This is a genomic window from Leptolyngbya sp. PL-A3 (assembly GCF_039962325.1).
Taxonomy (GTDB): Bacteria; Cyanobacteriota; Cyanobacteriia; order Elainellales; family Elainellaceae; genus Vacuolonema.
Genome location: NZ_JAMPLB010000004.1, coordinates 1 through 23,118 on the forward strand (window position 1 = coordinate 1; position 23,118 = coordinate 23,118).

The following is a 23,118-nucleotide window of genomic DNA, read 5'->3' on the forward strand; positions in this document are numbered from 1 at the left end:
AACAGCAGGATGCCAGACCAGCCGACGAAGACGAATCGGTCACGCTTGAGCCAGTCATCGAGGACGTCAAACCATCCCCGCTGCTCCTGCGCCCGTCCCATTGCTATGGTCATTTCATATCCTCTTAATATGGCGTCAAGCTTTTCCTGAAACTGCCGTACCAGAGGCGCGACAATTTCGAGAGAGACGGTACCCTACCCCCTCAGGTGAGCACCGGACACTAAAACCATTTGCTCGTATTATTCCATAATTTGCCAAGGGCAAACCGGGGTCTGTCGGGGTAGGGATAATTGACTTATATGATAGATAGAGATGAAAAAATTTACAATCCGAAACTTAGATTCTCATTTGGGGAAAGGCATAGGGCAGAAGGCATAGGGCAGAAGGGAAGGCACAGAAAGTAAGCATTTTTGCTTAGAAGTATTTACATTGCTGTCACGATTTGAAAACCGCTCTATTCCTAAATTTGCTTTCCTTCCACCGTCTGCCTTCCATCTTCTGCCTTCTCTACCCCTGGCCTTGTAAAATCTATTGAGAAGCCATTTCGGGCGTACCCAATATCACTGCTTTATGACTGCATCCACAGTTTCCGAAAATAAAAAAGTTTTACGTCAGACCATTCTGGGGGCTCGCCGTTTTAGCAACTACTGGTGGGCAGCGGTCATTACCGCTGGAGGTGTCGGGTTTCTGCTGTCCAGCCTCTCCAGTTTTCTGCAAGTAAATTTGCTGCCCTTTTCTGATGCGACTCAGTTAATCTTCGTCCCGCAAGGGTTGGTGATGGGGTTTTATGGGGTAGCAGCTTTGCTATTGGCTACCTATCTTTGGCTTGTGGTGGCCTGGGATATTGGCGGCGGCTACAACGAATTTAGCCAGGAGACAGGCCAAGTTCACATTTTCCGCTGGGGCTTTCCTGGGAAGAACCGCAAGATTGATGTGACTCATAAGCTGGAGGACATCCAGGCCATCCGAGTTGACTTGCGGGATGGCGTTAACCCAAAACGTGCACTCTACCTGCGTGTTAAGGGCAAGGGCGAAATTCCTTTGACTCGTGTAGGGCAGCCTCTACCCCTTGCCGCTTTGGAGAACCAGGGAGCAGAACTGGCACGTTTTTTGGGTGTGCCTCTTGAAGGTTTGTAATTTCTCTTTCAATTCAATGCAGGTAGTGCGCAGCACAATTCGGCGCGCTATCTCTCTAGTGTTCAGTAGCTAAAGTTTTCTATTTTGCTACAGCGATACTACAAAACTTGATGCCCTACCTTTGGGCTAGCATGGGGAACGTTGAATTAGATGAGGTCTTTCCGTATGGCCTGGTTGAAGCAAATTCGGGCGTGGCTGCTGCCAGTTCTGGCGATCGCCCTGGTATTAACGGCAGGCTGTTCTGTACAATCGGCAAAGTCAACCTCCGATGGAGCATCGCCGAGTCCAGTGGCTTCTTCTACGTCTTCTCAGCAACCCTATGCCAATCTGCCGTCTCTGGCGGGTGAGGCAACTGTCGAAATGATTGTGAAGGGTTCGCCTATTACGATCAAGGTCGATGGCACCAATGCCCCTGTCACGGCCGGAAATTTTGTGGATCTGGTTAACCGGGGTGTCTACAATGGGTTGGTTTTCCACCGCGTGGTGCGGGAGCCTCAGCCCTTTGTGGTGCAAGGGGGCGACCCACAGGGCAGCGATCCGAATGTTCCGGCCAGCCGTCTGGGTACAGGTGGGTTTATTGACCCAGAAACCTCTAAAGAGCGTTCTATCCCCCTGGAAATTAAACCTCAGGGGGCGGATGCACCAGTTTATAGCCGTACGTTTGAGATGGCTCGGATTAGTTCGCCTCCAGTTCTGCGTCATACCCGTGGGGCGGTAGCCATGGCTCGTTCTCAGAATCCGGATTCGGCTTCGGCGCAGTTTTACTTTGCCCTGGCAGATTTGGGTTTCCTGGATGGTAGCTATGCCGTGTTTGGTTATGTGACCAACGGCATGGATGTGGTTGATGGGATTCAGCAGGGCGATCGCATTGAATCTGCCCGTGTAACAGCCGGTTTGGAAAATCTGCGAACTCCTGGTTCTTAAAACCCTTTTCCAACCATAGTTTCTACTGACGTAGGGGAAGGTTTAGCCGGATTTTTGGAAAATAGCAATAACTCTCAATCAGAACTTGCCTTTTTACGGTTTTGTTGAGGATATAGGAAGTGGCGTGACGCTTTGTGTTGCGCCATTTCTTTTGAGTTTCCGTTGCAGTATTTAAAGCGCTGTGCAGGTTAATTAAGTACGGTGGTGTGGGGCACTTCATGCCCCACACCACCGTTTCTGTACTTAAGCACTTGCACATTGCTATAAGTTGATTGAGAGGGAGTGTGTTACGTAACGCCATACTTCTTCTAAACCAAGCGACACGATGCTGTAGTACGTTGGGCACTTTGCTGGCTTAGTTGAAGATCTGGATTAGAGGCGCATCGCCCAGCAAACTTCCCGGTCGGTGGGCGGCGGCCTGTCCTCCAGGCCCCCTTGCCCCAGGAGGTTTTGCATAGGTGTTGTTAGGCCGCTTGGCATTACTGAAGTTTTGAAGCAGGTTTATAAGCCTATCTGAAAATCCAATTCTGAGAGGGCTTGGTGCGTCTGTACCGAGCTCTCCCAAAATTGGGTTGAATGCGTAATCTTTGGAAGTGTGGCGTTACGGGGGCTGGAAGTTATGGGCTTGACGGAGACGATTTTGGGGCAGATGCCGGGGCAACCGTTGCAGGGATTGCAGGGGGCCGATCGCCTCTGGCAACAGTATCGGCAGGGCACCCTACCTGTATCTGAGGTCATTCGGTGGAGCCTTAAAAAGATTGGGGACGTGGAATGGGATGTGGTGATCGCTGGCGGGACGTTGGGGATTCTTTTGGGCGCAGCGCTGGTGCAGCGGGGATGGCGGGTGTTGCTGCTGGAACGAGGGCAACTGCGGGGGCGAGAGCAGGAGTGGAATATTTCCCGCCGCGAGTTACAAGAGTTGGTTGAACTGGAATTGCTGACTCCGGAGGAATTGCAGGGGGCGATCGCCAGCGAGTACAACCCCGGACGCATTGCATTCCATGGAGGGGCTGAGTTTTGGGTGAAGGATGTACTGAATGTGGGGGTCGATCCAGTGATGTTGCTGGAGACCCTGAAAGCAAAGTTTTTGGCAGCGGGTGGAGTGCTGAAGGAGCATACCGGGTTTGAGGGGGCGATCGCCTACCCCGATGGCGTCCAGGTAAAAGCCAGAGAAACCTATACAGCCCGGCTTCTGATAGATGCCATGGGACATTTCTCACCCATTGCTCGGCAAGCTCGGGGGCAAACCCGACCCGATGCAGTCTGTATGGTCGTAGGCACCTGTGGTACTGGGTTTCCGCAGAACGAGACAGGAGATTTATTTGCCTCTATTACGCCACTCAGCGATAGCCAGCAATACTTCTGGGAAGCATTTCCGGCACGGGATGGCCGCACGACCTATCTATTCACCTATGGTGACACTCACCCCGATCGCCCTTCCCTGGAGACCTTATTTGACGACTACTTCCGGCTGTTACCGTCTTACCAACAGGTGGATTTAACAAACCTGAACTTTAAACGGGCACTGTTCGGCTTTTTTCCTTGTTACCGTCAAAGTCCGTTAGCATCGACCTGGGATCGGATACTGCATATCGGTGATAGTAGCGGGAGCCAATCTCCTCTAAGCTTTGGCGGTTTTGGGGCCATGATCCGGCATCTACACCGCCTCACAGATGGAATTGACGAGGCCCTTCATGCCGATGCCCTGGGGAAGAAAGATTTGTCTTTGCTACAACCCTATCAACCCAGCTTGTCAGTCACCTGGCTATTTCAGCAGTCTATGAGCGCCAGGGTTGGCCAAGCCGTAAATCCGGAACAGATCAACCAGTTACTTTCGGCTGTATTTACCGAGATGAACGCCCTGGGTGAACCAGTGCTGAAGCCGTTTCTGCAGGATGTGGTGCAGTTTATACCTCTAGCCCAAACGCTGGCTCTCACAACAGTAAATCATCCTGGTTTGGTCCTAAAAATTTTGCCGCAGGTGGGCATTCCGGCCGTGACGGAGTGGCTATGGCATTACGGCAACTTGGGGCTTTACACAGGGTTGCACGGGTTGGGGCGATCGCTCCTCCCCTGGATTCATACTCGTCCTCCTGCTAAGCAGTACCGCTGGCATCGCCGCTTAGATGCCTGGACTTACGGTTCGGGCTCAGACTATCGCGATGAGTAATCACGATAAATCTAGAAACGAAATTGGCTCCATGGGTAAAAACTCGCGTAGCTGACTTTTCAACTCATGCAATCCGCAAAGCCAGGGATCAATGGGTATGGTGACAATATTCCCTGAACAGCGGCTGCAATCGGTGGAAGGTTTATTGCGAATGTTTTCACTCCTTTTAGCATCGGGACGGTTTTCAAACTCTCTCGGTATGCTGAAAGAGCAAATGGCATTATTTAGCCGACTCCACAGCTTCAGAGCTACAGGCTGTTGCAGCGCTGGTTCTGCCCCTTGCTTGACCTGCCGCCCCCCATTCACCTTGGGTACCTACGTAAGTTAAACGCATGAGAAAAGCACTATATCTCCTGGCAGCCTTGAATGACCGGGACTTTGAATGGATTCTCAAGAATGGCAAGCGCACCCAGATTCCGGTGGGCAACACGTTGATTATTGAAGGCCAACGCATTGATGCGTTGTACATTGTTCTGGCAGGAATGTTTTCGGTTTCGGTACAGGCAAAAGGCGGCATGGAAATTGCTCGCATTGGTGGTGGGGAAGTGTTAGGGGAAATTTCTTTCATTGATTCTCGTCCTCCTTCCGCAACCGTAATGGCACAAGCAGATTCAGCAGTTTGGGTTATTTCCCGCTCTCAGCTGAATATGAAATTATCCCAGGACGTGGCGTTCGCATCGCACTTCTACCAGGCGATCGCCACTTTCCTCTCCGACCGTTTGCGCAGCACCGTTAACCTGCTGGGAGATAACAAAAGCTCTGAACCCGTTGTGGCCGAAGATACGCAAGACAGCCTGAATCCTCAGGTCGCCAACAAGCTGGAACTGGCAAAAGCCCGATTGGAATGGTTAATGAATCAGTAGGAGGGAGGGATGAACGGAGTAGAGGCCCGACAACGGTTTTCTCAGGAAATAGAGCAGCCCGAGGATGAAATCAGCTTGGCTCGGGCAGCCCTATACATCGCTGCGGAAGAATACCCAGAGTTGGATACTGACGAGTATCTCAATGCCCTGGATACGATGGCGGCAGAGGTATCAGAGCGATTGCCTGCAGAGCGTTACCCCCTCAAAACGATTCAAGCCCTTAACGGTTACCTGTTCGAAGACCTGGGCTTCGTGGGTAATACCAAGGATTACTATGACCCACGCAACAGCTACCTGAATCAAGTCATTGAGCGCCGCACAGGTATTCCCATCACGTTGTCACTGGTGTATTTGGAGGTGAGCCAGCGGATTGGCTTTCCTATGGTAGGGGTAGGGATGCCAGGACATTTTTTGATTCGGCCTACGGTAAATGAGATGGAGGTGTTCGTCGACCCATTCCACCATGGAGAAGTGCTATTCCCTGAGGATTGCCGCGATCGCCTGAGCCAGATCTATGGTCGTCCTGTAGAGTTACGGGCAGAGTTTTTACAAGCAGTCAGCCCTCATCAATTCCTCATTCGGATGCTGACTAATCTGAAGATGATCTACCTGAAGCAAGGCGATTTGGATCGAACCCTGGCATCCGTCGAGCGAATTTTACTCATCGCACCTGATGCGTTGAGCGAACGGCGCGATCGCGGCCTCCTCTACTACGAGCAGGGCCGTTGGGATGACGCTATCGGCGATCTGGAGTTTTATCTCCAACAAGTACCTGTCGAGCAGGATCAAACAACAATTCGGCGAATTCTAGACATTATGTACGAGCGCGATCGCGAAAGCTAGAACATGCTTGTGGCAGGCCTGATGCACACACCACAAGCAGGCATCAGTCCTAATCTTGCCAGTGCCGTGTTGTTATATCATGTCGGGTTCAATGCCGATATAAAAAGTGGTGCGGCCTTTTTATATCGGCATTGAACCTTACTTGTTATTAGGGCATCAGGAGCGAGCGGGAGCAGGTTTCCCACTCGCTCCTGATGCCCTAACTAACCTGAGTTCGGGTTAAGGGTGTTTTCGAGTGCCGCGCAACGTGCGGCACTCGAAAACGCTCATTTTGGCGTGCGCTTTGCGCACGCCAAAATGAGCACTTCAGCTTATCCCAAACTGAGGTTAACTAACTTGACAAAGACTATAGAGAACAAATGGAAGAGGCTCGCCGCCTCATGGGAGGAGCAACGAGCCTCTTGTTTCATATTCATGTGACTAATGGAGTGTGACTCCAGTTCTACTCTTCAGCTTGCGCCATCATGGCTTGCAGGTTATCCGGATCAACATAGTGGCAGGTGGCTTCATCAATGCAGATCAATGCCCAACCGGATTGATCGATGCCCATGAATTTGTAATCACCTTCTTGAACAAAGAAGCCACGATGGTTACGAGTATCAGGCTTAACTTGTACGTCGTTAGAAAACATGTTGACTCTCCTTGGATGACCGAATGACCGAAAAATCAACGATAAGGTGTACTCATCGTTGATTTCACAAAATCTTATCATTCGTTTTTTCTGAGCCATCATTAAATATCTTGTGTAATCATTGCGATTGCTCAATATTCTCCATCCTGAGGTTTAGTTTCTTTTGATCCCCGTGATCCCTGCGATAGACGGATTCGACGGATTTGTCCTCCGCGATCTCACGGGGATGCAATTGTTAACTGATTGTAAAGCGCGACTTATTCTTCTTCGAACAACCACCGTTTAATGCGGGTTAAGCTTTTCCACTCCGGTTTACGAGAAAGGCCGTCCTCAATATTTTGTTGCACTTCTTCCTGAAGTTCCGGAACTGCCATGATTAGTTGTGAAGCTATATCAATGTGCTCTCGGACGCCGGTTTTGGCGGTTTCTAGCATCGCGACCGCTAGATTTACCCGCGCCTGAGGATCCTGTGGGTTTAACTTCACAGCCTTCTGAGCAGCTTTATACGCTTGCGAAGGTTTATTGTCCAACAAATAGAGCCAGGCCAAGCAGGTCCATGCTGGGCTGCTCTTGGGTACGCGATCGCACAAATCCTTAAAGGTTGGAATTAAGCTAGCTGGGCTTTCTCCTGCCCGGTAACGCTCTAAACCCTGGTCAAACTGGGCTTCAGCGGTCAACTCACTCATAACGACTCAGATATTCCCAATCGCACAACCTAAAAAATATAACTCACCGGGTTCTGTTCTAGACCTGTAGACTTCCTGCGTAAGTGGTCACCTACGCCCTCAAAAACCGATTCATGCAAGAAGTCTTGTGATTACTGGTTAACCGGAGTTCAAGTGTATTCGTGTTGTGGGTGGGGTGCGAAGCACCCCACCCACAACACGAATACGTAAGTCCTGGTGAATGTACAGAGTACGCTCAACTAGACGCACAGCGACCAGCTAAAGAACCTCAGAAAGGAATGTGCCCAGCGCTAAGCACTGGGCACATTCCTTTCTGAGGTTCTTTCAGGAATTGCTTTAGGAGAAGGACTTACCGCAGCCGCAAGTTTGGGATGCGTTGGGGTTGGTAAATTGGAAGCCACCGCCAATCATTGAATCGCTATAGTCGAGCACCAGACCATAGAGATACAACATGCTCTTGGGATCACACAACACTTTGAAACCGTCGTAGTCAAATACCTCATCGTTCGGCTGCATATTGTTGGGGTCTTCAAAGTCCATTGTGTAGGACATGCCCGAGCAGCCGCCTTGTCGGACGCCAACCCGCAAGCAAAGGTCCCTGCCCTGCTTCTCCCGCAGTGCCATGACCTGCTTGATGGCAGAATCCGTCATCATAATGCCCCGTTGCTGAGAAGATGCCGTCTGTGTCATGGGGGTTCAACGCTCCTTGCTACTCAAAATCTCGATGCAAAAGCCAAGGAATAAAAATTGGCGATCGCGTTATCCTATCTCGATGGTAGCGGATAAGTAATATTAACAACCTATTTCTCCAGGGTTCGATAGATTGAAGATATGCGATGTATCGCATCAACCCAGTTAGGGTTAGGGTATCTAGCGTTGGTTGATATGTGCATGAGGGCAGCTAAGATGGATCGGCTCAACTGCCACTCAATGCTCAACGCTAGATTTTTGGTAAACGAAACCTTTGGGGTTTGTGTATGTCTGGTCTTACGCCCGCTACCCGCCGCCGTCTCAAGAAATTGCGTCAGGTGCCCAGTGTTTGGGAAGGCGATCGCCGTCTGCTAGCCACCGATGGGCTAGGTGACTTGGTGGCAGATTCTAACCTCTCAGGTGACTGCATCCTCTGGGTGGATGGGGTTGATGAAGCTGTACGCGCCATGGATATGGTCCCCCCCGATAGTGGCCCCGAAGCTTTGGTCAGAACGCTATTACGGGCCATGGAAGCCCCAAGCGGCGCGCAAATCCAACCGGCACGGCCCCAGAGAATTTTGGTGCGCGATCGCGAAGTGCAATTCTTTCTACGTGGGGTTCTACAAGACCTGGATATCACGGTGGATTACACCCCCGACCTGCCACTGATTGACGAAATCTTTCAGAGCCTCCAAGAAGTTGCCAACAAACGGCATCCTCATCTACCTGCTGAAGACGCTGATGCCCTTACCGAGGTTGCCCTCAACGTCTGGAAAGAGGCCCCCTGGCAAAATTTGGACGAAGAAAAGATTATCTCCATCAAACTCAACTACGAAGATATAGACACGTTGTATGTCTCCATCCTGGGCATGTTGGGTATGGAGTATGGAATTTTGATGTATCGCTCGGTAGACTCCCTCAAGCGGTTCCGGCAGGAGGTGTTGAGTGCCGAAGACAACCCCAAAAACCTTGAGCATGCCTTTCTGCAACAGGATTGCTTTTTTGTAACCTACGACCAGAGCACCGCCGAAAGTAATGGTCATGGGCGCGACGGTTTGCCCCCCATTGAACCCGCCTTTGGCAGCCTCCACCCGCTGGAAGGCATGCGCCCTATTTTGCATGAAGAAGAAGCCAGCGTCATGCTCGTAGCACTGCAGGCGCTATATCGATTTTTTCAGGATCATTTAGAAGAAATTGACATGGCAGAGTTTCCCCCTCTGACCAGCCGGTACCGCATCGCAGATCCACAACAGCAGGGAAAAAAGGTTTCGGTTACCGTCGCCACCCTTCCTGACCTGGCAGAGGAACTGGCGGAAATGACTGAAGACTTCAGCCTGGATGACGACCTGGAAGCCCTGGAGTTTGACGTTGTCCCGGTTTTACGGGATGACCTGATTCCTCGTGACTCGTTCTACAGCTTGGGAGCTATGCCATTCCAAGTGTTGGAAGAATTGCGTCAGTCGGTTAAAGTACACCAGCCTTCAACGACTGAGCTACCCAAAAAACTGGAATGGTTCCCCATTGTCCTGATTCAAACGACTCGTCCCAAAGCAATGAGTTTGATTGAAGGGCTCCAGGCAGCAGGCGGGCTAGAAGCCATCTGCTTCAATCCCGGAGAAGACCCCATTAATGAAATTCACTATGATTTGGGCATTCTCAAAACCCTAGATGGTGATTTTCACCTCTTTGGTGAGTTCGATGAAGAAGATCCCATTCATATTGAAGCTCGCAAAAAGTGGGATCAGCGCTGCAAGAAAACCAAAGGCCAATGTGGCCTGGTGATTGCTAAAGGATCCACGGGAGCTAGCCGCGGTAATCCCACTATGAAGGACATGCTGGCCTTTTTTGAAGTGCGATCGCTCTCTCCCAACGAGATCGGGTTAGGGCCACTAGAACTAACACATCAATTCGATGAGCTTTAGATGAAAAAATGGGGGTTAAGCCCCCATTTTTAATAGAAAAATAACTAAGAAATGTAAATCACAAAGAACTGTAACAGTTCCTGAACAATTCACTAATGCGGCTCAAACGGAGTGATACCATCCAGAAAAATGTTCAGGCAACCTTTTCAGGGAAACATTCATGACAGAAGCGCTTACTGGACAAACTCCTCTTTTCGGTGGCAGCACAGGTGGTCTCCTCACCAAAGCTGAGACCGAAGAGAAATATGCCATTACCTGGACTAGCCCGAAAGAGCAAGTTTTCGAAATGCCTACAGGTGGTGCTGCCACCATGCGGGAAGGCGATAACATTCTCTATCTGGCTCGTAAGGAGCAGTGCATCGCCCTGGGTGGCCAGCTTCGCTCGAAGTTCAAGCCCCGTATCGATAACTACAAGATTTACCGGATTTTCCCCAACGATGAAACCCAATATCTGCACCCTGCAGACGGTGTCTTCCCCGAGAAGGTAAACCCAGGCCGGGAAGCTGTAAACAGCGTTGGCCGTAATATCGGTAGCAACCCCAGCCCTGCGACAATCAAGTTCAGCGGCCGTAGCACTTTTGATTCCTAAATCAAATCTGTTACCTGTTTAACCACTTAAGTTCATTGAAGGAGTAGGGTAACCCTACTCCTTTTTTGTTCTTTTAGTGAAGATGGGGATCCCGCTGCGTGCCACGTCATCACTTCTGTACGTCGGGATCTCAATTGGGAATAAGCCCATGTGCCCGTTTTGATCTGCGCAAAGCGCACCCCTCGAAACAGCCCTTCACCCGAACTCAGGTTTCACACAGTCGTGCTACCCCGGACAAGCTATCCTGTTCAAATGCCCCGGCAACAGATAGCGTTTCTCATTCCGCTGTTCATCCTCAGTTCAGAATGAGCATTGCTGGCAGTGATATCCCTTGTAATTTTCTAGATGCATCCACGTCCATGATTTTTCCCGACTTTGAACAATTTTCCAGGCTGTCAGAACAGGGTAACTTTGTTCCGGTATACCAGGAGTGGGTGGCAGACCTGGATACACCCGTGTCGGCCTGGTATAAGGTATGCGCGGGGCAACCCTACAGCTTCTTGTTGGAGTCGGTGGAAGGGGGCGATCGCATCGGTCGCTATAGCATGGTGGGCTGCAATCCTTTATGGGTACTTGAAACATGGGGCGATCGCACCACCCAAACTTACCGTGATGGCACTCAACGCCAACTACAGGGCGATCCCTTCAACGTCCTAGCGGAATGTCTGGAACCCTACACCCCGGTTACGCTGCCGCAACTTCCCGCTGGCATCGGTGGCCTGTTCGGATTCTGGGGCTATGAGCTGATTAATTGGATTGAGCCTCGTGTTCCGGTCTACGCAGCCGGGGAAGGTGACTTGCCGGATGGGTTATGGATGCAGGTGGATCAACTGCTGATTTTCGATCAGGTGAAGCGGAAGATCTGGGCGGTGGCCTATGCAGATGTACGCGATTCAGGAACGGATCGGCAGGTTGCTTATGAGCAGGCGTGCGATCGCGTCCGACAAATGGTCGCCAAGCTCCGACTTCCCCTCTCAGGCAATGACACGGTGTTGGAGTGGACACCACCCACTTCAGACCGGGCAACCACTTCCCCCGTCAACTTCACCAGCACCGTAACCAAAGAGCAATACTGCGCCAACGTTGAGAAGGCAAAGGAGTACATCAAAGCTGGAGATATTTTTCAGGTTGTTATTTCTCAGCAACTCACCGCCCCCTATGAAGGGGATCCGTTCTCGCTATATCGCTCTCTGCGCTTAATCAATCCATCGCCCTACATGGCTTATTTCCACTTTGGCGATTGGCAAATCATTGGCTCTAGCCCTGAAGTCATGGTCAAAGCAGAGAATTCTGCGGATAGTCGCGATCGCGTTGCAACACTACGCCCGATCGCCGGAACTCGCCCCCGAGGCAGAACCACCACCGAAGACAACGCCTATGCCGAAGATCTGCTCAAGGACCCCAAGGAAGTTGCTGAACATGTCATGCTCGTAGACCTGGGCCGTAACGATCTGGGCCGCGTCTGCCAGATTGGCTCGGTCAAAGTCGATGAGTTGATGGTGATTGAACGCTACTCCCACGTGATGCACATTGTCAGCAACGTGGTGGGCCAACTTCCCCAGGAGCGTTCGGCCTGGGATTTGCTGAAGGCCACATTCCCGGCTGGGACCGTCAGTGGAGCTCCTAAAATCCGCGCGATGGAAATTATCCATGAACTGGAGGGTTGCCGCCGAGGGATTTATTCGGGGGCCTATGGGTACTACGACTTTGAGGGGCAGTTGAACACGGCGATCGCCATCCGCACCATGGTCGTCCGTAGTCAGCCCGATGGCACTTCGACTGTCACCGTTCAGGCTGGGGCAGGCTTAGTTGCCGATTCCGTTCCCGAGACTGAATACCAGGAAACCTTAAATAAGGCACGGGGAATGTTAGAAGCAATCCGCTGTTTGGGATCGGAAAGCTAAGTTGTCATGAAAAAGGGGTGGGCATTGCTCACCCCTTTTTCGTTTATGGATCTATCAATGGAGGGTTACCGCGATCGCCTGACCATTTCACCATGAAGTTGATGGGTTGAGAATGGGAGGGCGATTGCTGTGGCAAAACGAGAGCATTTGGCATTATTCAAGCGGGATGTCATTCTGTGGAATCGCTGGCGCGAAAAAAATGCCAAAGTCAGACCCGACCTCACCCATGCCGACTTTAGTGGACAAGATTTACGCGGCCTCGACCTGAGCCAGGCAGATTTGATGGAGGCAGATTTCTCAGACGCTAACTTGATCCGCACAAATTTCATGGAAGCCAATTTGAGCGGGGCGAATCTGAACAATGCAATTCTAATGAAGGCTGAACTCAACAATGCAGTTCTGCGGGGGGCCAACCTGAGTGATGCAGATCCATCCAAAGCCGATCTGAGAGATGCAGATCTGCAAGGAACTCAGATGATTAATGCTGACGCTGAACAGGCTAATGGGGTCGGAGCAAATTTGAGCAATTCGGACCTGACAGGCTCCAATTTTAGGAAAGCCAGTCTCATCCGTGCCAACCTGAGCCAGTCCGATCTGAGCAATGCTGATTTCACAGAAGCCGTCCTGGTACGCGCAAATTTGCAAGGAGCAACGCTCACAGGCAGCAATTTCACCAAGGCCAATCTATCAGGGGCCGATCTAACCGGAGCCGATCTGACAGGTGCCATTCTCAAAGGGGCAACCATGCCCAATGGCGCTATTCACCAGTAGATAACAGGGCTTATGTAAGTCCTGGTACATGCTTATGGGTTGTAGTGTGCGGAACACACTACAACAGCAATTCTCATTTTGAAATCAGGCCCGAAAACTGCGCGCCGAAGGCGCACAGTTTTCGGGCCTCAAAGCCAAGAGTTCACGCCCTACGGGCGTGAACTCTTGGCTTTGAGGCCCATACTGAGAATTGCTGACACTACAACAGCAATTCTCATTTTGAAATCCAACCCGAAAATAGCCCGCCTTCGGCGGGCTATTTTCGAGCTTCAAAGCTGAGAGTTCGTGCCCTTCGGGCGTGAACTCTTGGCTTTGAGGCCCATACTGAGAATTGCTGACACTACAACCCATAAATACTGCGTCAGTACACCCTGTGATACACTAGAAAAGTTGTCTAAATCGCACATCCGGGCTTTCGGGTGTCCTGAGTATTAAATTACTCAGTGATACTGCCGGATGGAGGATAAACCCGAAAGGAGCGTCACAATTCATGCCCGTTGTTTCATTGGCTCAACTTTTGGAGTCTGGGGTTCACTTTGGCCATCAGACCCGCCGTTGGAATCCCAAAATGTCGCCTTACATCTACACGGCGCGTAATGGGGTTCATATTATTGACCTGGTGCAGACTGCTGAACTCATGGAAGAGGCTTACGACTACGTTCGTACCGCTTCTGAGGCTGGCAAAAAGTTTTTGTTTGTTGGCACCAAGCGTCAGGCCGCTGGCATCATCGCTCAAGAAGCTTCTCGCTGCGGTTCCTACTATATTAACCAGCGCTGGCTGGGTGGAATGCTGACCAACTGGGTCACCATCAAATCTCGCGTCGAGCGCCTGAAGGAACTGGAGCGTCGCTACGAGACGGGCCAGTTCGATCTGCTGCCCAAGAAAGAAGCCGCGGTACTGCGTCGTGAGCTGGAGAAGCTGCAAAAGTACCTGGGTGGCATCAAGTCCATGCGTAAGCTGCCTGATGCCGTCGTTATCGTTGACCAGAAGCGGGAGTACAACGCTCTGCTGGAATGTCAAAAACTGGGCATCCCCATTGTGTCTCTGTTGGATACCAACTGTGACCCCGATATGGTGGATATTCCCATTCCTGCGAACGATGATGCGATCCGCTCCATTAAGCTGATTGTGGGCCGTCTTGCCGATGCTATCTATGAAGGTCGCCATGGCCAGCTAGATGGTGAAGAAGACTTCGAAGATTACGATGGTGCGGAAGAGGACGTCGATTACGACGGTGACTACTCCGAGGAAGAAACTGAAGAATAAATAGCCTTTTGGGCTAGCATTCCCACCAGCAAAGAGAATATTCTCTTTGCTGGTGGCAAATCTGAAGAATAGATAGACTTCTGGGTAGAACGGGGGCGCTTGGCTACGCCCTCCTAGCGGGATTGCCCGTCCGGGTTGATTGGGAGTCTGCCCGAACTCCGTTCTGCCCATGACCGACTACTGTTGTAGAAACTGGGATTAAACGACATGGCAGAGGTATCGGCAAAACTAGTTAAGGAACTGCGCGATCGCACTGGCGCAGGGATGATGGACTGCAAAAAAGCCCTGGCAGAAAACGATGGAGATCTAGAAAAATCCATCGACTGGCTGCGGCAGAAAGGTCTTGCCTCCGCCGGAAAGAAAGCAGGTAAAACCACCGCAGAGGGGTTGGTTGGGAGCTATATCCACACCGGTGGACGGGTAGGTGTACTGGTAGAAGTGAACTGCCAGACCGACTTCGTAGCCCGTAACGAAGCCTTCCAAGATTTGGTGAAGGATGTAGCGATGCAGATTGCAGCATCGCCTAACGTTGAGTACGTCTCTGTAGAAGAAATTCCCGCCAATGTCGTCGAGCGGGAGAAGGCCGTTGAGATGGGTAAAGATGACCTTTCCAGCAAGCCTGCTGCCGTACGTGAAAAAATCGTTGCTGGCCGCATCGATAAGCGCCTGAAAGAGCTGGCGTTGCTGGAGCAGCCCTACATTCGTGATCAGAGCATCACGGTTGCACAGCTTGTGACCGAGCGTATTGCGACCCTCGGCGAAAACATTCGTATCCGTCGCTTTGTGCGCTTCGTTATGGGTGAAGGCATCGAGAAAGAAGAGAGCGATTTCGCAGCTGAAGTAGCGGCTCAAACCGGCCAGAAGTAGGCATTCTCGTGGTGTGTAGTTGCTATATGACCACACACCCACGCCCCAATCCGCGCGTACAGCGCTATAACATGGAATTAAATTAGGGCAGGTCAGAACATTCGTTTGGCCTGCTTTTGTGTCTAATGGAACCATGGCAAGAACCGTCGAACGCATTGAAAAAGATCTGGCCGCTTTAGAAGAAACCCTGGGAGCGATCGCCCAGGAATTTGAGCAGGTCTACACGGACTATTTGCAAGATTTAAGCGAGGCTGTGTCCCGTCAACTGATCCTGGCTACCTATCATCTCTGCACCCAGGGATACCCTGAGCCTTTTCTGGCGCTTTCCCTGCAACAGCGACAGGATTTACAACAAGGAGTACGCCGACTAGCCAACACCAGTTCTGAACAACTGCTCGCCCTCCTTCACCCCCCAGAGGAAACGACGGAAAGCGAAGTCCCAGCTCCCGAAGCCGACTTACCCTTTCCCGGTGAAGAGGAGCAGGATGAGGCAAGCGACGAAGAGTTACCGCTCCTGCCACCTGCCCTGCCCGCACCGATGGGACCTGAAGAAATGATGGCATTGCTGACGATGGAGTTACCCATCCCTGAACCCTCGTCCGCAACCGCGTCAGACGACCCACTGAACCGTTTAGTGCAATGGCAGCAACGGGTGGAGGAAGGCATCGTGGAGGTGCTGCATCGCCTCTCCCATGGAACCAACCGAATTTTACATCAGGCTCACGTTCTGCCTCATCAGTTGCCAGAGCCGGTTTTAGAAGTAGCGGTAAAGTCAGGCATGATGACAGAGCCAACCCCGGGTTCGCCAAACCTGATTAATTTAGTCATTGAATCCCAGTCCGAAGAGAAAAAAGCGTCTGATGTGATTCGGGTCGTGGCTATCCGCTTGCGGTTACCTGAAGTAGAATTCGCCAACCCAATCTTGTCGAATTGGCGATCGCGCCTTCGGGCCATCAATGGCCGCCTCAGTCAGGTGGGTAAAGACTACCGCAAAAACCAGAAGGAGCGGGCGATCGCCCAGGCCGAATTAGCCTGGCGATCCAGCTGGTACGAAGACTAATCTCCGCCATCAACCGCTGCTATGGACTGGTCTCGCCTGCAAAAAGCACTAGAATTGGAAGCTGATCGAGGGTTTGGCGATCTGGTGGGCCGAGAGCATCGGTTCAGCGAATTTTTGCACTTGAGTTTGAAGGAACCACCTTCAGAATTGGCACAACCTGAACAGGAACGCTTACGGGATATGGCGTCCCGGTTCAGCCGCTACCCCGATTTGTCAGAAGGTCAACGGCGGCATCTGGTCGCAGAGACACGGCGGGTGTTGTATGAGTCGCGGCGATCGCTCGACCCACCTGCCCCTGAACCTGCACCCAAATCGCCCAAAACAACACCGCTCGTTGATAAAAAACGCCGGGTTGAGTTGGAGCAAGCCGTTACATACCTCCCTGGTATCGGTCCCAAAAATGCCGAAAAACTGAGCAAACTGGGGATTTATACAGTCCGTGACTTGCTGTTCTACTACCCCCGTGACCACATTGATTATGGTAATCAGGTCAATATCCGCCAGCTAAAAGCCGGAGAGACTGTAACCCTGGTAGCCACCGTGAAGCGGTGTACCTGCTTCGTCAGTCCCAAAAACTCTAAACTCACCATCCTGGAATTGGTGGTGCGGGATTCTACCGGGCAACTCAAAATCAGTAAGTTTCTAGCTGGAAGTCGCTTTAGTAGTCGGGGCTGGCAGGAACAACAAAAGAAACAATACCCCCCTGGTGCTGTGATTGCGGCTTCGGGCCTGGTGAAAGAAGGGCGCTACGGCATTACCCTGGACAATCCTGAAATTGAAGTCATTGACCACGTTGGCGCGTCCATCGAATCCAACAAAGTAGGTCGGGTACTGCCGATTTACCCCCTGACAGAAGGGGTAGCCGCGGATCTGGTGCGTAAGGCTGTGATTGGTGCATTGCCAGCAGTCACACAAATCATCGACCCGCTCCCGGAACCCCTGCGGGAGAAATATGACTTGATGGGATTGCAGGATGCCATTAGCCAAATTCACTATCCTCCTTCCGGTGAGGCTTTGGCAGAAGCTCGACATCGCTTAGTTTTTGACGAATTCTTCTATCTACAACTGGGGTTGCTACAGCGTCGTCAGGCTCATCAAGAGCGCATGACTGGGGTCGTGCTGCCGCCTACTGGAGCGTTGATCGATGAGTTCTACAAGGTATTGCCCTTTAGTCTGACTCAGGCCCAGCAGCGAGTTGTCAATGAAATTTTGGCGGACTTGCAGAAGCCTACGCCCATGAATCGCATTGTTCAGGGGGATGTGGGTTCTGGTAAGACCGTTGTGGGGGTAGTGGCAATTCTCGCCGCCATTCAAGCCGGTTATCAGGCGGCCTTGATGGCCCCCACAGAAGTGTTAGCAGAGCAGCATTACCGCAAACTGGTGAGCTGGTTCAACCTGCTCCACCTGCCTGTAGAGTTGTTGACTGGCTCGACGAAAACCAGCCAGCGCAGGCCGATGCTAGCTCAGCTGGCAACAGGTGAATTGCCGTTACTTGTAGGCACCCATGCGCTAATCGAAGACCCCGTACAGTTTGCCCGGTTGGGATTGGTGGTGATTGACGAGCAGCACCGCTTTGGAGTGCAGCAACGGGCACGACTCCAGCAAAAGGGCGAAAACCCCCATGTGTTAACAATGACGGCCACGCCAATTCCTCGCACTTTGGCTCTAACCCTGCATGGGGATCTGGATGTGAGCCAGATTGATGAGTTACCGCCAGGCCGAAAGGCGATTCAGACGACCGCGCTGTCTGGGAGAGAGCGATCGCACGCCTACGACCTGATCCGCCGCGAAGTTGCGCAGGGCCGTCAGGTCTACGTGGTACTGCCCCTGGTCGAGGAATCCGAGAAGCTGGATCTAAAATCAGCGATCGAAGAACACCAACATTTGCAAGAACTGGTCTTCCCTGAATTTTCAGTGGGCCTGCTTCATGGACGCATGACCTCTGCCGAGAAGGACGATGCCATCAATCGCTTCCGCAACAACGAAACACAACTGCTAGTGTCCACAACAGTGGTGGAAGTTGGGGTTGACGTACCCAACGCCACTGTCATGCTGATTGAACATGCAGAACGGTTCGGGCTCTCCCAGTTACACCAGTTGCGGGGACGTGTTGGTCGAGGAGCCGAGCAGTCCTTCTGTCTGCTGATGTCCAGCACGAAATCGGAAACCGCTCGCCAGCGACTGAAAGTGCTGGAGCAATCTCAGGACGGCTTCTTCATCTCTGAAATGGATTTGCGCTTCCGGGGGCCAGGGGAAGTGCTAGGCACCCGGCAGTCAGGACTCCCCGATCTAGCCCTCGCGAGTCTGGTAGATGACCAGGAGGTGTTACAACTGGCACGCCAGGCTGCTGAACGGGTAATGGAACTTGACCCAACCATTCAACGCTGGCTGCCCATGAAGGAAGAGTTGCGCCGCCGCTATGCCAAGCTCATGGGTGGAGCCATCCTGACCTGAGCAGATGAACGTGAGTTACTCGTTCAATCGGTTGCAGTGCGACCCAAGATACTAACCTAACTGCAGTTCGGGATAAGCTGAAGTGCTTATTTTGGCGTAAGCGTTTTCGAGTGCCGCGCAATGCGCGGCACTCGAAAACGCCCTTAACCCGAATTGAGGTTAACCTAACCTCAATTCGGAATAAGCTAAAAGGCCCTTAACCGGAACTGAGGTTAGCCTAAGGGTGGGTTGGGTGCTGTCTGGGGCAATGGATTGGAGGGATTTGCAGGCAGGGGTTCCGCAGGCAGGGGTTGAGAGGATGGTGAGGATGGAACTGTAGAGTTGGCCGGAGCCTGAGTTGCTGGGGCTACCGAAGGAGCTGCCACCGAAGGAGCTACCGCCGGAGGAGCTGTCGCTGGAGGAGGAGCTGAGGGGGCTGTCGGGGTTGTGGCTGCGGCAGGTGCTGTAGGCGATGGCGCTACGCAGGAACCCGGCGGTGGTGCCTGGGTCAGAACCGTCACAGCGCCGTAGCCTGTTGTGGTGAGGAGCTGCCGAATAGCGAGTTCAGCACGGGTATTGGCTTCCTGCAAAATACCTTCGTTACAGGCAGCGGAAACAACCTGTTGAAGGGTTTGTTGTTGCGCTAGTTGTTGCAGTTCGGGAGCTGCATCGGGGCCAAGGCCGAGGAAGCCGCGATCGTAATCGTACACCTGAGAGCGGTTGACATCAATTTTGCTATCTAAAATCTTGGGGGGTGGCAACTGAATGGTGAGGGCGTTGTTGTCGGCCAGTTGCACGTTCTCGCGCGTTATTTGAGAGAGGTCAATTCCCGCCCTCACTTCTCCATGGGCGATGTAGAGGAGAGTAGTGGAACCGACCCTATATCCAGCAAAGGTGCGATCGCGCGATGTTGGCACCACGGCCTGCATCGTAAACTTTGCTGTCGTTAACTCACTCATGCCCTGCACCTGCTGAACCACGACGGACTGCACATCCACCTTGGGCTCAGACTCCTGCACAGGGTTCTGCAACGGGGGTAGAACTCGCCTTACTCCCCCTAATAGGCTCGCTCCATCCCGCAATAGACCAGAACCGATCAGCAACCCCGTAATGACCAGCCCTCCCGTCAGCATGAGTGACAGATTGTAGAAGAAACGAGAAGCCGGATGGGAGGAGTTTGGCGGGCGGGAATTCTGTTCCATCGGTTGTCTAGGGCGTGAGCCACTACCTGAGCGTTGTTTCTATGATGACGCTTGGAAGAATCTTTGGGTTCGATGCAAGGGCTGATCTACGATAACGTAGGTCAAGCCAGTAGAATGGCAGTTAAGTTTCGTTTCGCACGACACCCTAACCATGTTTAAGTCCACCACCCGCCATATTCGTATCTTTTCTGCCGAAATCCAGAACGACGAACTGGTGCCCGTCCCTGACAAGCTCACGTTGGATGTCGACCCAGACAATGAGCTGAATTGGAATGATACGGCGTTGCAAGCGGTCTATCATAAATTTGACGAGCTGGTGGCCTCCTATGACGGAGAAGACCTGAACGACTACAACCTCCGTCGTATTGGCTCAGATCTAGAGCATTTTGTGCGATCGCTCCTCCACGAGGGCCAAATCACTTATAACCTACAGAGCCGTGTCCGTAACTATAGTCTCGGCATGCCTCGGGTTGCGGAAGACATCAACGTCTAATCTCTGTCGGTCATTCAATTGAGTGAAACGATCCGTTGTGTGGGGCACCTTATGCCGCACACAACTTGTTTTTTCAAGACTATGCAGAGTTCATCGTTCTAGGGCTTATGGAAGTCACTATCCATGGGCATTCTGGTAAATGAGTTCGGTGCTATCCACCACATCTACCAGAATGTTCAAACCCGATTGTCGTGCAATACATCCCAAAAAAATTCAATCCTATTGATAGAAAACCGATCTTCGCAGGAAATTAGCGCCATCTTGAAAGGGCTAGGCTATCCTGATAAGACCGATTCCTGTGGTATTCAGGTGCCACGCCCGGTTCATGCTGTATTGCCCCAATCCAACTTGCCAAACCCTTAACCTTGAGGGAACTCGTATTTGCCAGCAGTGTCATTCGCCGCTGCCCTATCGTTACCTATGGGCCGCAGGTCTGACATCCCCTGCACCCGAAGCAGGCCGTTTGCTGGGCGATCGCTACCTTAGCAAAGGTAACGGTATCTTCCTCGATACCCTACCCGGCTATCCTCCCATCGCCAGCATTGAAGAGTTGCCAGATTTTCTTCTGGCTTATCTGCGACTTGCGGCCCTGCGGCTGCACATCCCCCTGGCCTATGACTTGATTCCTCAAGACCCAACCTCCGGGAACGCAAACTTGCTGTTGCTGGAGGAAGCCGCCCTCTGGCAACCTGAGCGTTCGGTCAGCAGCTCTAAAGGAAATCCCTCAACAGTTGCTGTGCTTCCGGCGATCACGCCACTCTGGGAAAAGGTATCCGGACGACGGCAACTGTCCTGGCTCTGGCAAATCGCGAATTTGTGGGAACCGATGGTCCGTGAGGGAGTCGGCTCTACATTACTCACACCAGAGTTGCTGCGGGTTGAGGGCTGCCTTTTACGCATCTTAGAATTACGCTCAGACCACCCCGATCAGCCTGCTACATTGGCCCATTTAGGGCAGCTTTGGCAAACCTGGCAACGCAGCGCTCAACCTGACATTGCAGCATTTCTCAATACGTTAAGTGCAGGCCTGCTGGAGGGTAGAATCAACAGCTCGATCGCCCTGATCGAAGAACTCGACCAGCAGATTGCGATCGCCAATCGAGGTAAGCCACGCCACATTCACATTGCGACTCAGACTGATCAGGGGCCAACGCGATCGCGGAATGAAGATGCGTGCTACCCCGCCAGCGGCACACTTCAATCTGAGATTTTACAAAGTGGGCAACCCTCCAGCCCGCTGGCTATTGTGTGTGACGGGATCGGCGGGCATCAGGGCGGCGATGTGGCATCTAATTTGGCCATCGCAGCTGTTTACCAGAAGCTTCAGAACTTACCCGTCGTCACCCTGAGCCCTGAAGCAATCGCCTATGCCATCGATGAGAGTGTGGCGATCGCCAATGACCGCATCAGCCAGCGCAATGACGACGAGCAGCGGCAAGACCGCCAGCGCATGGGCACAACCCTGGTTATGGGACTGATCAAACATCAGGAGCTTTATGTCGGCCATGTGGGGGACAGCCGTGCGTATTGGATCACCCCCTGGGGGTGCCACCAGATTACCCTTGACGATGACGTGGCATCTCGCCAAATGCGGCTGGGTTACAACTTCTACCGGCAGGCTCTACAGCACCCCAATGCAGGGTCTCTGGTGCAAGCTCTGGGGATGAGTGGCTCCAGCCTGTTACACCCAACCGTACAACGGCTGCTGATTGATGAGGACAGTGTGCTGTTGTTCTGCTCGGATGGGCTCAGTGATGGCGATCGCGTCGAGGAGTATTGGGATACCAATCTCCTGCCGGTGTTGCGAGGGCAGGCCGATTTAGTGGGCGTCAGTCAACGGCTGGTTGAGCTTGCAAACACCCTCAATGGTCACGACAACGTTACCGTTGCTGTCGTTCATTACCAGGTACCCGATGCATCCGCAGATCGGGAGCTGATTACGAATTATATGAGTTCGACTTTAGGCGACGTGCCGATTCCAGTGGCCAAGGAGCCTCAAGCAGTTTTGTCTGCTCCGTCGCCGACTACGACCCCAACGGCTACCCAGGTCGTTGCGCCCACAGCGACAGTAGTCGAGCCGGCCCCTCGTCGCCCCGTGCCGCTGTTTCTCAGCCTGGTCTTTGCTACTGTGCTGGTAGGGGTGCTGGCCTATCTGCTCCTACCCATATTGAGGGGGGCCGGTTTCCTGGCATCTGATCCATCTCCTACATCTACACCTCAGCCATCACCAAGCTCGACAGCTCCCTCTCCTTTAGCCCCATCTGCTGTGATTCAGGTTGGTCGCGTAAATACGAGCAATCCTGCACCCCTGGGGCTATTTCCACAACCTCAATTAGGCGATGCTGCGGGGAAATCCATCACACCTGGGACTGTGCTTCAAGTCATTGAGAAGCCCTCTATCGAAGGCACACCCTGGCTACGGGTGCAGGTGTGCTCTCTGGGTTCCGAATCGACGGCTGCCCCTCCTCCAACGGAAGTGGCCAGCCTAACCCTTGTGCCACAACTTGGAGAAGAAGGATGGGTGCAAGAAGCTGAGCTGTTGCCCCGAGCCATGCCGGTAGCAACAGAAGCGATCGCTGGCTCACCCTGCGGCCCCACCGCTACCCCCCTCTCACCTCAAACCCCGACCCCAACTCCTCCTCCTCTCGGCTAGAGTTCTATCAACT

General features: G+C 52.4%; 19 protein-coding genes and 1 pseudogene. 15 read left to right on the forward strand and 5 right to left on the reverse strand.

Annotated elements, in window-relative coordinates:
* A pseudogene (locus NDI52_RS04825) lies at positions 1-113 on the reverse strand (photosystem II D2 protein (photosystem q(a) protein)); the annotation flags it as partial.
* A 457-nt stretch (positions 114-570) separates the two neighbouring features.
* Here NDI52_RS04825 and NDI52_RS04830 point away from each other — a divergent pair.
* The 5 genes from NDI52_RS04830 to NDI52_RS04850 all read left to right on the forward strand — a co-directional run bounded on the left by NDI52_RS04830 (position 571) and on the right by NDI52_RS04850 (position 5,937).
* The gene (locus NDI52_RS04830) at positions 571-1,137 is read left to right on the forward strand and encodes a photosystem I assembly protein Ycf4 (RefSeq protein WP_190773379.1); all 567 of its coding nucleotides are present in this window, start codon (positions 571-573) and stop codon (positions 1,135-1,137) included.
* A 165-nt stretch (positions 1,138-1,302) separates the two neighbouring features.
* Positions 1,303-2,061, forward strand: a complete 759-nt coding sequence (locus NDI52_RS04835) for a peptidylprolyl isomerase (protein WP_199307906.1) — start codon at positions 1,303-1,305, stop codon at positions 2,059-2,061.
* Positions 2,062-2,680: 619 nt separating this feature from the next.
* On the forward strand, positions 2,681-4,231 hold the full coding sequence (locus NDI52_RS04840; protein ID WP_190773390.1) for an FAD-binding oxidoreductase: 1,551 nt from the start codon (positions 2,681-2,683) through the stop codon (positions 4,229-4,231).
* A gap of 332 nt (positions 4,232-4,563) precedes the next feature.
* A complete protein-coding gene (locus NDI52_RS04845; RefSeq protein WP_190773377.1) occupies positions 4,564-5,094 on the forward strand; it encodes a cyclic nucleotide-binding domain-containing protein in 531 nt (176 codons plus the stop codon).
* Between the two features lie 9 nt (positions 5,095-5,103).
* Positions 5,104-5,937, forward strand: a complete 834-nt coding sequence (locus NDI52_RS04850) for a transglutaminase-like domain-containing protein (RefSeq protein WP_190773376.1) — start codon at positions 5,104-5,106, stop codon at positions 5,935-5,937.
* 442 nt (positions 5,938-6,379) lie between these two features.
* Here NDI52_RS04850 and NDI52_RS04855 read toward each other — a convergent pair whose 3' ends face one another.
* The 3 genes from NDI52_RS04855 to NDI52_RS04865 form a co-directional block, all read right to left on the reverse strand.
* On the reverse strand, positions 6,380-6,568 hold the full coding sequence (locus NDI52_RS04855) for a hypothetical protein (protein WP_190773375.1): 189 nt from the start codon (positions 6,566-6,568) through the stop codon (positions 6,380-6,382).
* A 257-nt stretch (positions 6,569-6,825) separates the two neighbouring features.
* On the reverse strand, positions 6,826-7,254 hold the full coding sequence (locus NDI52_RS04860; RefSeq protein WP_190773374.1) for a tetratricopeptide repeat protein: 429 nt from the start codon (positions 7,252-7,254) through the stop codon (positions 6,826-6,828).
* A gap of 336 nt (positions 7,255-7,590) precedes the next feature.
* Positions 7,591-7,944 (reverse strand): iron-sulfur cluster assembly accessory protein, encoded by a 354-nt coding sequence (locus NDI52_RS04865; RefSeq protein WP_190773373.1) that lies wholly within the window; start codon positions 7,942-7,944, stop codon positions 7,591-7,593.
* Between the two features lie 287 nt (positions 7,945-8,231).
* Here NDI52_RS04865 and NDI52_RS04870 point away from each other — a divergent pair, with 287 nt between their 5' ends.
* The 8 genes from NDI52_RS04870 to recG all read left to right on the forward strand — a co-directional run bounded on the left by NDI52_RS04870 (position 8,232) and on the right by recG (position 18,778).
* Positions 8,232-9,866, forward strand: a complete 1,635-nt coding sequence (locus NDI52_RS04870; RefSeq protein WP_190773372.1) for a hypothetical protein — start codon at positions 8,232-8,234, stop codon at positions 9,864-9,866.
* Positions 9,867-10,026: 160 nt separating this feature from the next.
* Positions 10,027-10,455, forward strand: coding sequence for a photosystem I reaction center subunit II PsaD (locus tag NDI52_RS04875; protein WP_190773371.1), 429 nt, complete (start codon positions 10,027-10,029; stop codon positions 10,453-10,455).
* Positions 10,456-10,814: 359 nt separating this feature from the next.
* Complete coding sequence (gene trpE, locus NDI52_RS04880) at positions 10,815-12,359, forward strand: anthranilate synthase component I (RefSeq protein ID WP_190773370.1); 1,545 nt, start codon at positions 10,815-10,817, stop codon at positions 12,357-12,359.
* Between the two features lie 129 nt (positions 12,360-12,488).
* The gene (locus tag NDI52_RS04885; RefSeq protein ID WP_190773369.1) at positions 12,489-13,130 is read left to right on the forward strand and encodes a pentapeptide repeat-containing protein; all 642 of its coding nucleotides are present in this window, start codon (positions 12,489-12,491) and stop codon (positions 13,128-13,130) included.
* Positions 13,131-13,620: 490 nt separating this feature from the next.
* A complete protein-coding gene (gene rpsB / locus NDI52_RS04890; RefSeq protein WP_190773368.1) occupies positions 13,621-14,397 on the forward strand; it encodes a 30S ribosomal protein S2 in 777 nt (258 codons plus the stop codon).
* A 207-nt stretch (positions 14,398-14,604) separates the two neighbouring features.
* A complete protein-coding gene (gene tsf, locus NDI52_RS04895) occupies positions 14,605-15,264 on the forward strand; it encodes a translation elongation factor Ts (protein ID WP_190773367.1) in 660 nt (219 codons plus the stop codon).
* A gap of 133 nt (positions 15,265-15,397) precedes the next feature.
* Positions 15,398-16,324 carry a hypothetical protein gene (locus NDI52_RS04900; protein WP_190773366.1) on the forward strand — a complete coding sequence of 309 codons (927 nt, stop codon included), beginning with the start codon at positions 15,398-15,400 and terminating at the stop codon, positions 16,322-16,324.
* Positions 16,325-16,345: 21 nt separating this feature from the next.
* Positions 16,346-18,778, forward strand: a complete 2,433-nt coding sequence (gene recG, locus NDI52_RS04905; RefSeq protein WP_190773365.1) for an ATP-dependent DNA helicase RecG — start codon at positions 16,346-16,348, stop codon at positions 18,776-18,778.
* Between the two features lie 212 nt (positions 18,779-18,990).
* Here the strand turns inward: recG and NDI52_RS04910 are convergent, their stop codons facing one another.
* Positions 18,991-19,959 carry a DUF4230 domain-containing protein gene (locus NDI52_RS04910; protein ID WP_242035861.1) on the reverse strand — a complete coding sequence of 323 codons (969 nt, stop codon included), beginning with the start codon at positions 19,957-19,959 and terminating at the stop codon, positions 18,991-18,993.
* Positions 19,960-20,110: 151 nt separating this feature from the next.
* Here NDI52_RS04910 and NDI52_RS04915 point away from each other — a divergent pair, with 151 nt between their 5' ends.
* Positions 20,111-20,452, forward strand: a complete 342-nt coding sequence (locus tag NDI52_RS04915) for an NAD(P)H-quinone oxidoreductase subunit M (protein ID WP_190773364.1) — start codon at positions 20,111-20,113, stop codon at positions 20,450-20,452.
* A 325-nt stretch (positions 20,453-20,777) separates the two neighbouring features.
* Positions 20,778-23,105 (forward strand): protein phosphatase 2C domain-containing protein, encoded by a 2,328-nt coding sequence (locus NDI52_RS04920; protein ID WP_190773363.1) that lies wholly within the window; start codon positions 20,778-20,780, stop codon positions 23,103-23,105.
* Positions 23,106-23,118: the final 13 nt, after the last annotated feature.

What these genes read in the sequence shown, in the direction of transcription:
- NDI52_RS04830 (WP_190773379.1), top strand. Translation starts at nt 571, where the DNA reads ATGACTGCATCCACAGTTTCCGAAAATAAAAAAGTTTTACGTCAGACC.
- NDI52_RS04835 (WP_199307906.1), top strand. Translation starts at nt 1,303, where the DNA reads ATGGCCTGGTTGAAGCAAATTCGGGCGTGGCTGCTGCCAGTTCTGGCG.
- NDI52_RS04840 (WP_190773390.1), top strand. Translation starts at nt 2,681, where the DNA reads ATGGGCTTGACGGAGACGATTTTGGGGCAGATGCCGGGGCAACCGTTG.
- NDI52_RS04845 (WP_190773377.1), top strand. Translation starts at nt 4,564, where the DNA reads ATGAGAAAAGCACTATATCTCCTGGCAGCCTTGAATGACCGGGACTTT.
- NDI52_RS04850 (WP_190773376.1), top strand. Translation starts at nt 5,104, where the DNA reads ATGAACGGAGTAGAGGCCCGACAACGGTTTTCTCAGGAAATAGAGCAG.
- NDI52_RS04855 (WP_190773375.1), bottom strand. Translation starts at nt 6,568, where the DNA reads ATGTTTTCTAACGACGTACAAGTTAAGCCTGATACTCGTAACCATCGT.
- NDI52_RS04860 (WP_190773374.1), bottom strand. Translation starts at nt 7,254, where the DNA reads ATGAGTGAGTTGACCGCTGAAGCCCAGTTTGACCAGGGTTTAGAGCGT.
- NDI52_RS04865 (WP_190773373.1), bottom strand. Translation starts at nt 7,944, where the DNA reads ATGACACAGACGGCATCTTCTCAGCAACGGGGCATTATGATGACGGAT.
- NDI52_RS04870 (WP_190773372.1), top strand. Translation starts at nt 8,232, where the DNA reads ATGTCTGGTCTTACGCCCGCTACCCGCCGCCGTCTCAAGAAATTGCGT.
- NDI52_RS04875 (WP_190773371.1), top strand. Translation starts at nt 10,027, where the DNA reads ATGACAGAAGCGCTTACTGGACAAACTCCTCTTTTCGGTGGCAGCACA.
- trpE (WP_190773370.1), top strand. Translation starts at nt 10,815, where the DNA reads ATGATTTTTCCCGACTTTGAACAATTTTCCAGGCTGTCAGAACAGGGT.
- rpsB (WP_190773368.1), top strand. Translation starts at nt 13,621, where the DNA reads ATGCCCGTTGTTTCATTGGCTCAACTTTTGGAGTCTGGGGTTCACTTT.
- tsf (WP_190773367.1), top strand. Translation starts at nt 14,605, where the DNA reads ATGGCAGAGGTATCGGCAAAACTAGTTAAGGAACTGCGCGATCGCACT.
- NDI52_RS04900 (WP_190773366.1), top strand. Translation starts at nt 15,398, where the DNA reads ATGGCAAGAACCGTCGAACGCATTGAAAAAGATCTGGCCGCTTTAGAA.
- recG (WP_190773365.1), top strand. Translation starts at nt 16,346, where the DNA reads ATGGACTGGTCTCGCCTGCAAAAAGCACTAGAATTGGAAGCTGATCGA.
- NDI52_RS04910 (WP_242035861.1), bottom strand. Translation starts at nt 19,959, where the DNA reads ATGGAACAGAATTCCCGCCCGCCAAACTCCTCCCATCCGGCTTCTCGT.
- NDI52_RS04915 (WP_190773364.1), top strand. Translation starts at nt 20,111, where the DNA reads ATGTTTAAGTCCACCACCCGCCATATTCGTATCTTTTCTGCCGAAATC.
- NDI52_RS04920 (WP_190773363.1), top strand. Translation starts at nt 20,778, where the DNA reads ATGCTGTATTGCCCCAATCCAACTTGCCAAACCCTTAACCTTGAGGGA.